We start from the raw sequence: 15080 nt of genomic DNA, 5'->3' as shown, positions 1-15080 counted from the left end.
GAACCGCCCATGGAACCAACCGAAACGCTGGGAGAGCCAACGGATGCGCTCGGCGAACCCACCGAGGCGCTCGGAGAACCCATCGAGCCGCCCGAGGAACCCATCGAACCGCCGGAAGAACCCATCGAACCGCCGGGAGAACCCGAACTGCCGCCAGGTGAAGGCATCGAAACCGGGGGGCCTCCGGACGGCGACGAAACGCCTCGTGTCGATTGGCAATTCGCCAGAACCAACACTGCGGAGAGCGCCACACAAAACCCTGAAATACGAACTGTTTCTTTCATTGCAACTGGTCCACCCTCAGGTTCCAAACTAGCGTGCCATCGGCATACTTGGTAAGCATACCACCGGCAAGGGATTCAGCCCTTGAGGTATTTGATGCGCCAATCAGCCATCGCGTCGCTTGCTGTAATCCTCGTAATTCAGCCGGCCGGCCCGCACGGCAGGCGGATAGTGCCCGTACCGTTCCTGTTCGCGCTTTTGCCGGACCCGCCTCATGACCCAGGCAGCCAGGTTGAACAGCACAAATGCAAGCGCGAACAGCGCCCCCACGTTGTCGAAGAAAAAGTTGAAGAAATCCACGTGTAACTCGCCTCACATGCGCGAAAGGGTGTCGTCAACGCGCTTTATTTTACGCAGATCGCAGTAGTACTATCGAGGCCATGTTGTTTGCCGGCTCAAGCGGAGACTGATGCGCCCGCGCTACCGCAACCTGCTGGCGGCCGTTTTCCTGGCGGGCGTGCTGATCGTCGTCTGGCAATTGCAGGACAGCGAGGCCACGACAACGGTGCTGCTCGTGACATCCGCCGAACGCCAGGACGGCGACTCCGCTTCGCTCAGCAACGCGGGCCGGGCCCGTGCCGAGGCGCTCAGCAGGCTCGCGGGCGACCTTGCTGCCCCGGACCTGCTGGCCGGGATCTTCAGCGCCGGCGGAGAACCCGAGCGCGAAACGGTCCGCGTGCTTTCCGAACGACTTGATCAGCCCATTACGGACGTGCTGATCGAGGACCCCGCCGCTTTCGCGCGCGGGCTGGCCAGGCAGCATCGCGGAAAAATCGTGATTATCGTGGCCGGCACGAATCTGGCGTCGGCGCTGTTGGCCGAATGGGACGCCGCCGCGCTGGACCTGGCGGAATTCGGACCGGGACGAATGCACCTCATCAGCCTGCCCTCATTCGGACAACCGCGCACCCTCGTCCTGAATTACTGAACTCGTCCCGCCCTCGCGCAGGCGCCGCCACCGTAGCCCCGCCCAGGGTCAGTTGATGAGGCGGCTGAAGGTGGCGAGGTCGATGTTGGAGCCGCAAAGCAGCACGCCCACGTGCTTGCCCTCCAGTCGTTCGCGCAATGGACCCAGGGCAGCGGCGGTCGCGGTCGCACAGGCGGGCTCCACCATCAATTTCAGTTCCTGCAGGATCAGCCGCATCGCCCTTCGAATCTCGTCATCGTCGACCCGGCCGAGATCGTCCATGTGGCGCCTGGCCAGATCAAAGCTGTATTCCCTGGCGTTGGGAGCCCGCAGGCTGTCCGCAATCGAATCCACCCGCTTCGCCTGAACGGGCTCGTTGCGGGTCAGGCTCTGAAACATCGAATCGGCGCCGAAAGGCTCCGCCCCGTACACGGCAGTCTCCGGACGAATTCGCTTGACGGCCGCGCTCACACCGGCGACCAGCCCCCCTCCTCCGACCGGGATCACCAGCGCGTCCAGGTCCGGCGCCTGCTCCAACCACTCCATTGCGAGGGCGCCCGTGCCGATGGCGATAGAACGTCCCTCGAACGGGTGAACCAGAGTCTTCCCGTCCTCCCTCTCGATGTTCAGGACCCGCTGAAAGGCGGCTTCCGCATTGTCGATCAGCTCCACTTTCGCGCCCCAGGCCCTCGCCTGTTGGATCCGCGCCGGGTTGGCGGGAGAAATGATCACGACGTGGGCCGGCGCGCCCATCACATGCGCCGCCCAGGAAACGGCAACGGCGTGATTGCCGGCGCTGACCGCGGTAACGCCCGTCTGTATCTTTTCCTTTGGCAAGGAAAGCATCCAGGCCAGCGCGCCCCTGGCCTTGAAAGTCCCGGTCATCTGCAACAGCTCGAATTTGATTGATATGCGCATGTCCGGCGCGCGTTTGGCGACTTCCGTGCCGCGCCACTCGTGCACGGGCGTGCGCACGATACGGTCTCTGACGACTTCCCGGTAGGCGCGAATCTCGGCGAGTGAAGGGGGCTCTTGGACAGTCATTTCCTTGCTCCTTGATGTACGACCTCCCGCACGAAGCGCCCGTCGAGATCGCGGGCGCGCACACAGCCCAGCAGGGCCAGATCTCTCTCCACCTCGTCACGAAGAATTTTCAGGGCGCGGTCCACGCCGGCCTCGCCGCCCGCTCCCAGGCCATACAGGTAGCCGCGGCCGGTGGAGCAAGCGGTAGCGCCCAGCGCCAACGCCTTGAGCACGTGCGTACCGCGCCGCACTCCGCCGTCGACGATCACCTCGGCGGCATCGCCGATGGCGTCGCGGACCTCGCGCACCAGATCCACCGGAGCGGGCGCGCCGTCCAGCTGCCGCCCGCCGTGATTCGACAGCATGACCGCGCTGGCGCCCGCCTCCACCGAGCGGCGCGCGTCCTCCGCGCACATCACCCCCTTGATGGCAAAGGGCCCGCCCCATTGTTCGATCATCCGCGCGGCGTCGTCCCAGTCCACCGTCATGTCGAACTGGCGCCCGACATAGCCCATCAGATTGGTATCCTCCGAATCGCTGATTCGATGGGCGAAATTGGCCATTTCGGCTGCGCCCGACGTAAGGTAGCGATAGGTCCAACTCACGTGCCGCGCCACGTCGAGCTTGCTCATGAACGTCAGCTTCGGCGGCACCGTCATGCCGGTGTGGAAATCCCGTTCGCGATTGCCTCCCACGGGCACGTCCACCGTCAGGCAGAGCGCGGAATACTTCGCTTCCCTGCAACGCTCGATGAATTCCCGGTTCAGCCCCGGGTCCCTCAGCACGTAGATCTGGAACATCCGCGGCCCTTCGCTGGCCGCCGCCACATCCTCGATGCTCGTGGAACCCAGCGTCGACAGCGAATACATCGTGCCCGAGCGGTGCGCCGCCCTGGCCGCGCCGATCTCGCCGTCATGGTGAAAGATACGCGACATCCCGGTGGGCGAGAGGAACAGCGGCCACTCGAGCTCCTGGCCCAGCACGGTGACCCCGGCGTCGATCTTCTCGACGTTGACAAGGTAGCGCGGAAGCAGCTCATAGCGGTCGAACGCCGCGGTGTTGTTGTTGAGCGACCACTCGTCGTCTGCGCCTCCACGCATGTAGTGATACATGGGCGAAGGCAGGCGTTTGCGCGCCTGCTTGCGCAGATCCTCAAGGTTGTAGCAGCGATCCAGTTTGCGCGACATCAGCCGAACCTCGACAATTCATATCCGGCGAGCGGAAAATCCCGGCGTCCGCCCAGCAGTTGCTGCGCCAGCGCCTTGCCCGTTCCCGCAGCCATCGACCAGCCCAGGTGGCCGTGCCCGGTCGCCAGGGACAATCCTTCCACGCCGCTGGCGCCCAGGATCGGCACCCCATCCGGCGAGGCGGGACGCAGGCCGCACCATGGCCGCATTTCATCAACGGAAATACGCTCGGCGTGCCTGGGAAGCACGCCGGCCAGCAGCCTGCGCAGGTTCGCGACCCGCCTGGATGAAAGCTCCAGGTTGAAGCCGGTGAACTCCACCGTTCCCCCGACCCGGATTCGACGGTCGCCCAGCGGCACTACGCCGGCCTTGTAACGGTCGTCCAGCACTGCGTGTCCCAGCACGGGCAATCCTTCCGGCATGGGCGCGGTGAGCGAGTAACCCTTGGCCGGACAAACCGGCACGCGAACGCCCAGCGGGCGCACCAGCCCCGGCGTATAGCTGCCGGCGGCCACCACGATCTGATCGGACTCGATCTCCTCGCCACCGCGCAAGCGTACACCCCGCAACCGCCCGCCGTGCGTCAGCAATCGTTCCACGGATTCACCGAAGCGGAAGGCGGCGCCATGCCGTTCCGCTTGCGCTCGCAGGCGGCAACTGAACTTGTAGGCGTCCCCCACTTCATCGGCCGGATAAAAGAATCCGCCGGCCAGATCGTGCCGAATCGCCTCCAGGGCCGGTTCCATCTCCACCACCGCCTCGGCGCTCAGTTCCTCGACCGGCACCCGGTGGGTCGCGAGTGTGGCGGAATGCTCCCGCCCGCGTCTCATTGCCGCCTCATCCCGGCAGACTTCCATGACGCCGGCGAGGGCGGCCTCGTACTCGATAGCGGTTTCTGATCGTATTTCCGCCATTATATCAATGGAATAATTACATAGTTTAAGATTCTTTCTAAAGCTAACCTCGTGGCGGTCGGGCCGGCTGTTCCGCAGAAACCGGTAGCTCCAGGCCAACAATGCGGGGAATGCCGCCAGCCGGACCAGTAGCGCCGCCTCCTCGCGGCCTAGGTACTTGAGAACCGTCAGCCACACGCCCGGCGAATTCCAGGGTGCGGAAAGACTCGGAGTAAGCATGCTGCCGTTGGCGAAGCTGGTCTCCAGGGACGGTCCCTCCCTGCGCTCCACGACCGTAACCGTGGCGCCGCCCCGGGCCAGATACCAGGCGGTACTGACGCCGATGACGCCGCACCCGACGATCAGGACATGCATGACCCCGCCCCGGCCGGTCTCAGGCGGCGATCATGCGGGCGAAACGCGTATAGACACGCCGACCCAGTTCTTCCGAGCGGCTCATGTAGGTGTCCGTGTCGGCAAGAATGCGTGGGGCGCTAATGCGCCCTTCCTCGCTCAGCCAACCGCGCGCGGCGTCCCGCCGGACCCATTCCCGGATCATCGATTCCAGGATTTCGAGGTGAAACTGCACCGCGTAGCCGTTTTCGCCGTAACGAAAAGCCTGGTTAACGCAATCCGGCGAGGACGCCAGCAGGACGGCGTCCTTCGGCAGGTCGAAGGTGTCGCCGTGCCACTGCAGGACCACCTCGAGTGGTTCCAGTTCCGAAAACAACGCGTCGCCGGCGGCGCCCTCCGCCGTCGTGAGGTCGTACCACCCCACTTCGCGCACCGGGTTGGGATACACCTCGCTGCCCAGCACCTTGGCCATGATCTGTGCGCCGAGGCACACGCCCACAAGGGGAACGGAACGTTCCATCGCTTCCGAGCAAAGGCGCTCCACCTCAAGCAGGAACGGGAAACGATCGGTATCGTTGGCGCCCATCGGACCGCCCATCACCACCAGACCCCGATACCCGTCCAGTCGCGGCTCGGCGGAAGGTTCCTGCTGAAAATCGACGATATCCAGCGTAAGCCCCTGATCGCGAAGAAGTGCTTCCAGCATGCCTTCGGTTTCATAGCTTACGTTGCGGATAACAAGTACTTTCGTCATCGACTCGGCCCGATTCTTGCGCCGGGGCATTGTACTTCCCGCCACCCCTCAGGCAGTGAATCGCGTAAGGTTGGGATAATCAAAACGCGCGATCCTAATTGTCATGAAGATCCTGCTGGTCGAAGACGATCCGGAACTGGCGAAAGTTACGCAACGACTGTTGCACCGCCACAACTACATCGTGGATGTCGCGGAGAACCTGGCAGTGGCCCGCTCCGCACTCCTGGGCAGCGGGTACGAGGTCGTGCTCCTGGATCGGCGTCTACCCGATGGTGATGGGATCGATTTGATTCGTTTCGCGCAGAAGCAGGGGCATTCCTGCAAATTCCTAGTGCTTTCCGCGCTCGGAGAATTGCAGGAGCGAGTCGAAGGCCTGGATCTGGGCGCCGACGACTACATGGTCAAACCGTTCGAACCGGAAGAACTGCTGGCCCGAATCAGGGCTGCCGAGCGGCGCCCCACTCCGGAAGTAGGACGGGTGCTGGAAATCGGCTCCTTGCGCCTGGACTGCGATACGCGCAACTTCTATGTCGATGCGGAAGCGATGATCCTGCCGCGACGCGAAATGGTCATACTCGAGGAGTTGATGCACGGCGCAAACCGCGTGGTGGGACGCGAAGCGCTCGAGAATTCCATGTACGGCTACGACGAGCAATACGAATCGAATACCCTGGAGGCGCACATGTCCCGCCTGCGCAAGACGCTGGCCGCCCGCGGCTGCGGCGTGCGGATCCACACCGTCCGCGGCGTGGGCTACATGCTGAGGGAAGAGTAATGAACGGCAAATGGCGCATACCGCCTATCCACCGCTCCCTGGTGGGACAGATAACACTGCTTTCCAGCGCTTTGTTGCTGCTGGCGCTGGCTTACTTCGTTTTCCTGCCTTTCGTAGAGAGGGAAGCGGACCCCGTGGAACTCACCGAATCGCTCGTCCTGCGCCCGGTATATGGGGTGGTGTTCGGTGATCCGAACATGCCCCTGGGCACGATTGTGGAATCTGAGGATGTACAGGCGGCAGCAGAGGTCAACAGCAGCTTTCGCCTGTTCGTACGGCGCGGCGGCGAGGAGATTCGGATTGGAGAGGAACCAAGGTGGGAGGGAGCATCGGACTTTCCGCAACTGGCGTCAGGCACTAACGTGGAGGAGCAGTTCGGCACTTCGTTTGCCCGGATCGATGAAGGCGCAAGCCGCGCGTTGATCCAAACAGGCCTCCGGGACGGAGAAGAATGGTACGTGGAACTGGGTGGAATCGAGACGCCGATCGCAAAAACGACCGGTTTGCTCCGAGGCGCAGACCCCCTGGATTTCTGGATGTCGTCGCAGAGACTTCTGGCGGTCGGCGGCGCAATATTGCTTGGCGTCCTGTGCCTGATTCTTGTGCTGGTTCGCTCAATGCGGCGCCTGGCCGGAATTGCTCAATCGCTGGATCCCCAGGCTCCCAGCCACGTTCTGCCGGAGACCGGCTTGCCCACGGAGATTCTCCCGATGGTGCGGGCGATCAACCGGATGATCCGGAAAATCGACAAGGCCAATGAGGAGCAGGCCTTTTTCCTTGCGGCAGCTGCCCACGAACTGCGCACGCCATTGGCCATAGTCCGCACGCGTGTGGAAAGCCTGCCGGAGGGACAGGACAAGGAGGAACTGAAGGACGACCTGCGCCGGATGTCCCGGCTGGTGAATCAGCTGTTGCGCCTGATGAGCGTGCGCAACGAGGGCAAGCCTTCGGATGCCGTCGATCTCGTCTCCATTGCGAAGAGCGTTGTGACCGAACGGGCGCCGCTCGTGATCGGCAAGGGCGTGGAAATCGATCTGGATGCGGACGGACAGCCGGTCGAAGTACGTGGTGACGAGTATCTTCTCCGGATCGCACTGGCGAACCTGGTGGACAACGCGCTTTCGTTCAGCGACATCGGCCAACGCCTGATGGTGCAGGTGAGCCGGGACAAGAACATCACGGTGCGGGACGAGGGCCCCGGCATCCCGGCGAAGGAACTGGACAGCATCTTTCAGCCGTTCGCCAAGAACCCGCCCAATCGGCCCGGGCACGGCCTCGGCCTTGCCATCACCCGTTCCATCATGGCCCTGCACGGCGGCAGCGTGAAAGCCGCCAACCAGAAGGGCGGCGGTGCTGCCTTCGCTCTGCAATTCTGACCCTGAGAGCGAGGGCGTCCCGCCCTCCGCGAAGACGAGACGCCTTCGCCCCCGGCGAGACCGGCCGCCCTGGGTGCGCCTACTGCACCAGCACCCGCGCCACAACGGTTTCCGTCTGCGGCAACAAACAGATGTCATCCTTGCAAGTCTGGTAAGTCACCTCGGCGTTCACTTCATAGAGCCCGGGCAAGGTTCCCGCCATCGCTTCTATGGGCTTCGCCCAGGTGACTCCCTTGCCCGAAAAAATGTCGTACGAGCCCTTGAATCCGTACGGCGGCATCCTGACTGCGCCGGCCCCCTCAATGCCGTCCGGCAATGAAAAAATCACGCTGGTTTCCTTCATGCCTTGTCCGACATTCCGTCCGGTAGGCGCATACACGTACCAGCCGTCCATCATGTCGAGCTGAACCTCGATGTCCACACTTCTTCCGGTCTCCAGAACCGTAAGAGGTTCGACCCGGATCGAAACTGGGGAGAACGCTACGTTATCGGTTACCGAATCGGCGGGCCCCGCGTCGCTGTCACTCACCGTTTCCCGGCTTTCCGGAGCTTTCGACGCGATCATCGCCTCCTGTTCGGCGCCGTCACTTCCCAGCATCACGTAAACGCGTCCCTGGTGCCGCATCGTCAGCCAGTGCTCCTTGCCCTCATCGTAGAGCTTGCCAATGTCCTTGTCCCACCACTCCTGCTGCATTTCTAGCTGTTCCATCAACTCTTCATCGGTGGGGACTTGAAAGGTGTCCCCTTCGGCAGCCCGGTCGGCAGCGATTTCCTGGTACATGGCGCGCTGAGATTCCAGCGTTGGGCGAGGCCGCGGAGGATACAGGCCCGGGTCCTTGCCGGCGCTTGCAACCTTGTTCACTCCTTCCCACTCCCAGGACAGCTCATTGCTGAATTCGCCGCCGTTCACCGTAGCCACGCTGGCGCCGATGATCAGGTCGATCACTCCGTCGGCGTTCCAGTCGTCCACGTAGACCCGCTGGCCGCTGCCCGGGATGGCCTTGGCGCCGCCCTCGGCCGGCAACAGGTCGATGCCCGGCTCAAAGCGATGTCCATCCGGCGTCTTCACGCCACGGAAGAAGGAAACGGCGCGGCTGCCGGCGACGTAATACGAATCCGTTACCAGGAGATCGAGCACGCCGTCCCGGTCCCAATCCACCGCAAAGGGATTGGTCTTGATGTCGCCCGCAGGAGGCAGGGGCTCCCCCATTCCGGCGAATTGCTCTTGCATCTCCGTGTACGGCCGGGACATCAACGCCTGGCCGTTGACGTCCAGCAGCAACTCGCGCTTTGCGAAGCTCGGATTCCGAGGTCCCCCGATGTTCTCGCTGACGCGCAGGCCGCCACCGCCGCCAACGATCAGGTCGTAGTCCCCGTCGTCGTCCAGATCGCCAAACGTGGCTGTCGAATACACCCAATAATCGAAGGTCCCTATGCCGCCGGGCTCGCCCTCATACGGTACATATTCGGGGTTCCACTCCGCACGCATGGCTTCAATCTCCGGATCTCCAGTCGCAGCGGAGGCAGGGTCGCCCTCCTGCGGGAGCTTCTCGCCCGGCAGGAACCCCTTGGAGCTGCCCCGGAACCAGGTGACCTCGCCCGGGTGATACTGGCCGGTGATCATGTCCTTGTAGCCATCGTCGTCCAGGTCGTAGAACATGGGCGTAAAGCCGATGCAGCACCACTGCGGAACTTCCATGACAGTGCCCTCGGTATCCCGCGCCCACTCGAACTCTTCGGTAAATACCGGTGCGGAATCAGTTCCGACATTCAGGTAAACGCGAATCGTGGAACCGTCCGCGCCCATCGGAAAATCCTCACTGTTGGTCTCGAATTCGCCCACCAGCAGGTCGCGCCGGCCGTCGCCGTCCCAGTCCCAAAGCGCCGGCGCCGCCAGCCCGTGCTTCTCGGTGAGCACCGGGCCGTCGCCGGCCATCACCAGAAACGGCTCACTGAGACTTGGCGCGCCTGGAATAGCCACAGGCATCAATTTCGGAAAACTCATCTCGTCGGCGTGCGCCGCGCCAATCGAAAGAACCAGTCCCAGACCGAATATGTGTAGTTTTTTCATTACTTATTCTCCAAATCGCGGGAAGCCATTACCGGCTCCGAGTCGCCCGGCTTGCTGCCCAACATGACGTAGATCCGACCCTGGTGCCGCATGGTCAGCCAATGTTCCTTGTTTTCCCTGTACAGCCGGCCGATCGTTTCCTCCCAGAATGGGGCCTGCTGCTCGGCCATGCTCTGCAATTCCTCGTCGCTGGGCATATCGATGGTGATTCCCTCCACAGCCCGCATGGAAATAATCTCCTCGTACATGGCGCGCTGCGTTTCCAGGGTCGGGCGAGGCTGCGGCGGATAAAGGCCGGGATCCTTGCCGGCGCTCTCGACCTTGTTGACCGACTCCCATTCCCATGACAATTCGTCGCTGAACTCACCCCCGTTGACCGTAGCGACGCTGGCGCCGATGATCAGGTCGGGTACGCCGTCCAGGTTCCAGTCGTCGACATAGACGCGCTGGCCGCTGCCCGGAATCGCCTTGGCGCCGCCTTCGGCCGGCAACAGGTCGATGCCCGGCTCGAAGCGGTGGCCGTCCGGCGTCTTTACGCCACGGAAGAACGATACGGCACGGCTATTGGCAAAAATATATGAGTCGGTAACCAGCAAGTCCAGCACGCCATCCTGGTCCCAATCGACTGCCAGTGGGTTGGTCTTGATATCGCCACTCGGCGGCAAGCTCATACCTGCCGCCAAGAGCTGCGACTGCTGCTCCGGCGCCAGTTCGAGAGTCGTGAGAGGTTCTCCGTGTATGTCCAGCAAGAGCTTGCGGGCTCCGAAACTGGGGTTCTCGGGTCCCCCTGTATTCTCACTGACGCGCAGACCACCGCTGCCGCCAACGATCAGGTCGTAGTCGCCGTCATCGTCCAGATCGCCAAAGGTGGCCGTGCTGTACACCCAGTAGTCAAACGTGCCAATATCGCCGGGCTCGCCCTCATAGGGCACGAAATCGGGGTCCATCTGGGCCTGCACGGCCTCAAACATCGTATTGACAGCCGCCGCCGGATCACCTTCCTGCGGCAGCTTCTGACCGGGCAGAAATCCTTCGGGACTGCCCCGGAACCAGGTGACCTCGCCGGGGTGATATTGGCCGGTAATCATGTCCAGGTGGCCGTCGGCATCAAGATCGTAGAACATCGGCGTGAACCCGATACAGCACCACTGCGGGACCTCCATGATGGTGCCTTCGGTATCGCGCGCCCACTGGAATTCTTCGGTAAACCGGGGCTGCGAATCCGTTCCCACGTTCAGATAGACGCGAATGGTGGAACCATCGGCGCCCATCGGAAATTCGGGCGGCATGTTCGTTTCGAACTCACCCACCAGCAGGTCCCGTTTGCCGTCGCCGTCCCAATCCCACAGCGCCGGCGCCGCCAGCCCGTGCTTCTCGGTCAATATCGGCTTGTCGCCGCCCATCACCAGGAACGGGTCGGAAAGCTGCGGCGCACCCGGAACGTCCACGGGCATGAGCTTCGGAAAACTCATCTCGTCGGCCTGCGCTGCACTGCAGGCAAAGGCCGCGATAACGATCAGTGTGTTGATTTTGCGCATATGTACATCTCCCGACTTCATATTGAAGGTTTGATTCTCACCTACCTGCCTTACTGTTTATTCTGCATCGTATCGGTTACGCGAACCTTACGGCGAGATAAGAGGCGATGATTTACGATTACGGTCGGGATGGCGTTGATACTGTTGCTGGCTTGCGCGCTCATGCTGAACGGCGCGAGGGCGGACGAACCTGCTGACCTGGCGGAGAAATACCGCCGCCCGCCGTCCGAATGGCCGGCCTATATCGTGGACGAGGGAGTGCAGGCCGAGGACATCGGACCCCTGCCCGCCCTGCCGCCCGTTGCCTGGCACACGCCTGAAAGTGAAAACCTGGGCAAGCTGCTGTTCTTCGATCCTCGCCTGTCGGGTTCCGGCCAGCTTGCATGCATCAGTTGCCACGATTCGCAACTGGGTTGGGGTGACGGCCGCCGTGTGGCGGCGGGACATGACCGCCGCGCCGGACGGCGCAATGCGATGACCTTGCTGAACGCGGCCTATTTCGACCGACTGTTCTGGGACGGGCGCGCCGCAGGACTGCTGGACCTGGCCCTGCAGCCCATCCAGAGCCCCCTGGAGATGAATGCCGATCTCCTGGCCGTGGTCGCAACGCTGGAAGATACCGACGGCTACCCGGCGGCTTTCAACGAGACGTTCGGCTCACCGGATATCAACGCGGAGCGAATTGCCCGTGCGATCGCTTCGTTCGTACGCTCGCTGGTTTCCTCGCCCAGCCGTTTCGACCGCTTCGCCCAGGGTGACTACCGGCGTCTGAACGAGCAGGAGATCGAAGGGCTGCATCTTTTCCGCACCCGCGCGCGATGCATGAACTGCCACAACGGTCCGCGCTTTTCGGACGGGCAGTTTCACCACACGGGCTTGAGTTACTATGGAAGGCGGTTCGAGGATCTTGGGAGGTACGACGTTACCGGGAACCCCAAAGACCGCGGCAAGTTCCGAACGCCGACGCTGCGCAACGTACGGCACACAGGACCCTGGATGCACAACGGGCTGTTCGACGATTTCACGGGCATCCTGCGCATGTATAACCGCGGCATCCCGGTCGGCGCCCGGGCGCGGCCCGGAGCCCCCAAACTATCGCCGCTGATCCGGCCTCTCGGTCTGGACGACCACGAGATCGAGGCACTCGAAGCATTTCTCGGCGCCATAGGCCGGCGCCCGGCATTCGTCGAACCGCCCGCCCTGCCCGGCCTGTCCGAGTCCGCATCTACATCCAATCCCGGCGACACAACAGAATTACTATCCACGGGGACTATCCATACCCCGCGACCTTGAGGGGGCAAACCATGGACATACTCAAACGATCGGCCCTTTGCCTGGCCCTGCTTTCCCTGGCCGCGCAACCCGTCCTGGCGCAGGAATCCGAGACCGAAGAGGACGAAGAAGAGGCCCTGGTTGTTCCCATTGAGGTCGAAGCCCCCGAGCTGCGCGTTCAGCAGGGCCGCAGCGAATACAACGCCGAGTTCATCGAAACCATGCCCACCGGACAGGGCGACCTGGCCGACCTGCTGCGCATGAACCCCGCGGTGGATTTCTCCCGTACTGCCGATCTTGGTGTTGGTACAGGGACGCTCCGGCCCGACGAAATCTCGATTCATGGCCAGTTGTACTACCAGAATCTATTCCTCATCGATGGCGCGGACACGACCAGCGACATTGATCCCGCGATTGCGAAACGGCTCTTGAACAGTAATCACACCGGCGATGTCTTCAGTATTCCCAGCCTTTTTGCCCCGATCAATGGGAGCTCACCGCAGGGCTACTACCTGGATGTCGAATTGCTCGACAAAGTGGAGGTGTACGACAGCAATATCCCGGTGGAGTTCGGGGGCTTCACAGGCGGGGTGGTTTCAGCCCAAGTCAAGTCATACCAGGGAGAAGATACGTTTTCCTGGCATTTCGGCATGCAGCGGGATGAGTGGGAAAGGTTTCATGTCTCCGAAGACGACATTACCGCCAATGACCGAATTAACGCTGTTTATACACCCGACTACCAGAAAACCAACTTCGGTATCAGTATGCAACAGGGCCTTGGCGAGAATCTCGGGCTGACGCTGGGACTAACGCGGCGCCAGTCCCGTTTCACCCAGGAATATGAGGTGGGACTAACGGACATCGTGCGGATGGTCGAATATGAAGACCATATCGACAATCTGATGGGCCGCTTGGACACCAGGTTGGGCAACACCGATGCCGGACTTTCTTTTCGGTACGCAAACCGCCGGCACGATGGCATAACGGGCACAAACTACACCGGCGCATTCAAGAAGGATCACCAGAGCTACGGATTCACCGTGGATCTGGGCAGGCCCGTAGCCGCAGGGGTATTGGACCTGAAACTCAGTATTGATCGCTCTTCCGATTCACTCAACAGCGAATCAAGTTACTTCACCGCACACGAAGCCTATGAGCGCACCGAGCTCCAGTATGAAGGCGCCTTCGGGGACATGGAACAACAGCAAACCCGCATCGCCCTCAAGCCGAAATGGAGCCTTGATCCCATCAATCTGGCCGGTCGTGAACATACCATTACGGTTGGAGGTGAGTATCGCAACACGAGCACCTACTATGAACGCCCGGAAGACATTACCTTTGAACGCTACGACTGTATCAGGGACGTCCCCAGGCCAGGCCTTGGTTGTGTGGACCAAGACGGAAGCGGGGAGAGCGATACAGGCGATGAAAGATACGGCGCACTTCAGTTCTTTTACGCGGGCAAGGTTGATCTGGATTACAACCAACTTTCGATCTACGCTGAAGACAAAATCGATCTCGGCAACCTGCAGGTCAATCTGGGACTGCGCGGCGATTGGGGCAGTTTCCTGGAAAACTTTGATGTCTCGCCGCGCGTCAGTGTGGCTTGGTCGCCTTTTGAAGAAGGCAGTGGAGAACTCACCGCAGGTGCCAGCCGCTATTACGGCAGGAGCTTCTTTCGCTACCAATTGAACGAAGCAATTTACGGCTGGCGGGAAATCTATTCGTACCTCACCCGATTCCGTGGCCGCCCCGGCCAGGAGATGCCTTGCTCCAGACCTGAGTTTCCGCAATGTACGCACCGGACATTTGACAATCGCAGTGGCCTTCTGGATTTGGACACGCCATATTCTGACGAGATATCACTGGGTTGGCGTCAAAGAATTGGTCCTTTCGAGGGCAAATTGCAGTTGCTGACGCGCGAGAGCCGCAAGGGCGTATCCCGGCGGCGCGAGGACGACGGGCTTTACTACTACAACAACGAAGGCCGGAGTTCGACGCGGAGCGCCACTTTGGAATTGACCAACAGCACACCACTGGTCCTCGGTCCGACGGAAACACGTTTTACGATGGGTCTGGGCTGGCGCGACTCGGAAAGTAATCGCTACGACGACGACAGCTACGATGAAGAACTGGAAACCGACCTGATCTATTACAAGGATCAATTGATTCCTCCTGAAGAACTCCCTGCGTGGGACTACAACATACCGTTGAGCTTTCGGTTGAATTCCGTAACGGCGATTCCCGGTTGGGGACTCACCTGGTCAAATTTCTACGTCATCCGCCGTGGTGGAACTGTTGCCGTAGATTTCGGTGAAGATTACACGAGCCCGGATACGGGCGTGCGTTATGACGTCTATGAAGATCACGAGTTCGGCAGCCTGTTTACGATCAACTCGCGCATTCAATGGACCCGTCCATTGACCAATGGATCGGAAATCTACGCCCGCTTCGAGATTCACAATCTACTTGACCGGGTCGTGAACACACAAACTCGCCCAATAGCCGTAAGGCAAATGAGGCGTTTAAACACCCAAGGGCGGCGGTTCTGGATGGAAGTAGGGATGCGCTACTTCTAAAGGACGGATGAACGGTTTCTTGCTTCTCTGCGTGGCCCCGGCGCGCGGGAATAACTCACTCCCAGTGCC

At 61.6% G+C, this 15080-nt stretch carries 13 protein-coding genes; 5 read left to right on the top strand and 8 right to left on the bottom strand.

The annotated features are described in order from the left end of the window. A partial coding sequence (locus tag F4Y72_13125; protein MXZ29226.1) for a hypothetical protein occupies nt 1–284 on the bottom strand: 284 nt, incomplete at its 3' end. A 103-nt stretch (nt 285–387) separates the two neighbouring features. Beyond that, the gene (locus F4Y72_13120; protein ID MXZ29225.1) at nt 388–582 is read right to left on the bottom strand and encodes a hypothetical protein; all 195 of its coding nucleotides are present in this window, start codon (nt 580–582) and stop codon (nt 388–390) included. A 109-nt stretch (nt 583–691) separates the two neighbouring features. Between F4Y72_13120 and F4Y72_13115 the strand changes: the two genes are divergently transcribed. Next, nucleotides 692–1210, top strand: a complete 519-nt coding sequence (locus F4Y72_13115; GenBank protein ID MXZ29224.1) for a hypothetical protein — start codon at nt 692–694, stop codon at nt 1208–1210. Nucleotides 1211–1258: 48 nt separating this feature from the next. Here the strand turns inward: F4Y72_13115 and F4Y72_13110 are convergent, their stop codons facing one another. From F4Y72_13110 to F4Y72_13095, 4 genes are read right to left on the bottom strand one after another with little or no spacing between them, the layout of a single operon-like run. Further along, nucleotides 1259–2233, bottom strand: a complete 975-nt coding sequence (locus F4Y72_13110) for a pyridoxal-phosphate dependent enzyme (GenBank protein MXZ29223.1) — start codon at nt 2231–2233, stop codon at nt 1259–1261. Next, on the bottom strand, nt 2230–3399 hold the full coding sequence (locus tag F4Y72_13105) for an alpha-hydroxy-acid oxidizing protein (GenBank protein ID MXZ29222.1): 1170 nt from the start codon (nt 3397–3399) through the stop codon (nt 2230–2232). Before F4Y72_13105 ends, F4Y72_13110 begins: the two co-directional genes overlap by 4 nt. Next, nucleotides 3399–4667 carry an FAD-dependent oxidoreductase gene (locus F4Y72_13100; protein ID MXZ29221.1) on the bottom strand — a complete coding sequence of 423 codons (1269 nt, stop codon included), beginning with the start codon at nt 4665–4667 and terminating at the stop codon, nt 3399–3401. Before F4Y72_13100 ends, F4Y72_13105 begins: the two co-directional genes overlap by 1 nt. A 19-nt stretch (nt 4668–4686) precedes the next feature. Beyond that, a complete protein-coding gene (locus F4Y72_13095; protein MXZ29220.1) occupies nt 4687–5430 on the bottom strand; it encodes a type 1 glutamine amidotransferase in 744 nt (247 codons plus the stop codon). 73 nt (nt 5431–5503) lie between these two features. Between F4Y72_13095 and F4Y72_13090 the strand changes: the two genes are divergently transcribed. Together F4Y72_13090 and F4Y72_13085 are read left to right on the top strand one after the other, a co-directional pair. Beyond that, nucleotides 5504–6175 (top strand): response regulator transcription factor, encoded by a 672-nt coding sequence (locus tag F4Y72_13090; GenBank protein ID MXZ29219.1) that lies wholly within the window; start codon nt 5504–5506, stop codon nt 6173–6175. Further along, nucleotides 6175–7551, top strand: coding sequence for a HAMP domain-containing histidine kinase (locus tag F4Y72_13085; protein ID MXZ29218.1), 1377 nt, complete (start codon nt 6175–6177; stop codon nt 7549–7551). The genes F4Y72_13090 and F4Y72_13085 overlap by 1 nt, the downstream gene beginning before the upstream one ends. A gap of 79 nt (nt 7552–7630) precedes the next feature. Here the strand turns inward: F4Y72_13085 and F4Y72_13080 are convergent, their stop codons facing one another. Continuing rightward, on the bottom strand, nt 7631–9622 hold the full coding sequence (locus tag F4Y72_13080; GenBank protein ID MXZ29217.1) for a hypothetical protein: 1992 nt from the start codon (nt 9620–9622) through the stop codon (nt 7631–7633). Then, entirely contained in the window at nt 9622–11181 is a 1560-nt protein-coding gene (locus tag F4Y72_13075; protein MXZ29216.1) for a VCBS repeat-containing protein, read from the bottom strand. The genes F4Y72_13080 and F4Y72_13075 overlap by 1 nt, the downstream gene beginning before the upstream one ends. Nucleotides 11182–11322: 141 nt before the next feature. Between F4Y72_13075 and F4Y72_13070 the strand changes: the two genes are divergently transcribed. Continuing rightward, nucleotides 11323–12453 carry a cytochrome-c peroxidase gene (locus F4Y72_13070; protein MXZ29215.1) on the top strand — a complete coding sequence of 377 codons (1131 nt, stop codon included), beginning with the start codon at nt 11323–11325 and terminating at the stop codon, nt 12451–12453. Between the two features lie 11 nt (nt 12454–12464). Beyond that, entirely contained in the window at nt 12465–15011 is a 2547-nt protein-coding gene (locus F4Y72_13065; GenBank protein MXZ29214.1) for a TonB-dependent receptor plug domain-containing protein, read from the top strand. Nucleotides 15012–15080: the final 69 nt, after the last annotated feature.

This window comes from Gammaproteobacteria bacterium (assembly GCA_009838035.1).
Lineage (GTDB): Bacteria > Pseudomonadota > Gammaproteobacteria > Steroidobacterales > Foliamicaceae > Foliamicus.
Note: the sequence above shows the minus strand (reverse complement) of the source record. Positions and strands in the feature narration are given on the sequence as shown.

What these genes read in the sequence shown, in the direction of transcription:
- F4Y72_13115 (MXZ29224.1), top strand. Translation starts at nt 692, where the DNA reads ATGCGCCCGCGCTACCGCAACCTGCTGGCGGCCGTTTTCCTGGCGGGC.
- F4Y72_13110 (MXZ29223.1), bottom strand. Translation starts at nt 2,233, where the DNA reads ATGACTGTCCAAGAGCCCCCTTCACTCGCCGAGATTCGCGCCTACCGG.
- F4Y72_13105 (MXZ29222.1), bottom strand. Translation starts at nt 3,399, where the DNA reads ATGTCGCGCAAACTGGATCGCTGCTACAACCTTGAGGATCTGCGCAAG.
- F4Y72_13100 (MXZ29221.1), bottom strand. Translation starts at nt 4,667, where the DNA reads ATGCATGTCCTGATCGTCGGGTGCGGCGTCATCGGCGTCAGTACCGCC.
- F4Y72_13095 (MXZ29220.1), bottom strand. Translation starts at nt 5,430, where the DNA reads ATGCCCCGGCGCAAGAATCGGGCCGAGTCGATGACGAAAGTACTTGTT.
- F4Y72_13090 (MXZ29219.1), top strand. Translation starts at nt 5,504, where the DNA reads ATGAAGATCCTGCTGGTCGAAGACGATCCGGAACTGGCGAAAGTTACG.
- F4Y72_13085 (MXZ29218.1), top strand. Translation starts at nt 6,175, where the DNA reads ATGAACGGCAAATGGCGCATACCGCCTATCCACCGCTCCCTGGTGGGA.
- F4Y72_13080 (MXZ29217.1), bottom strand. Translation starts at nt 9,622, where the DNA reads ATGAAAAAACTACACATATTCGGTCTGGGACTGGTTCTTTCGATTGGC.
- F4Y72_13075 (MXZ29216.1), bottom strand. Translation starts at nt 11,181, where the DNA reads ATGAAGTCGGGAGATGTACATATGCGCAAAATCAACACACTGATCGTT.
- F4Y72_13070 (MXZ29215.1), top strand. Translation starts at nt 11,323, where the DNA reads ATGCTGAACGGCGCGAGGGCGGACGAACCTGCTGACCTGGCGGAGAAA.
- F4Y72_13065 (MXZ29214.1), top strand. Translation starts at nt 12,465, where the DNA reads ATGGACATACTCAAACGATCGGCCCTTTGCCTGGCCCTGCTTTCCCTG.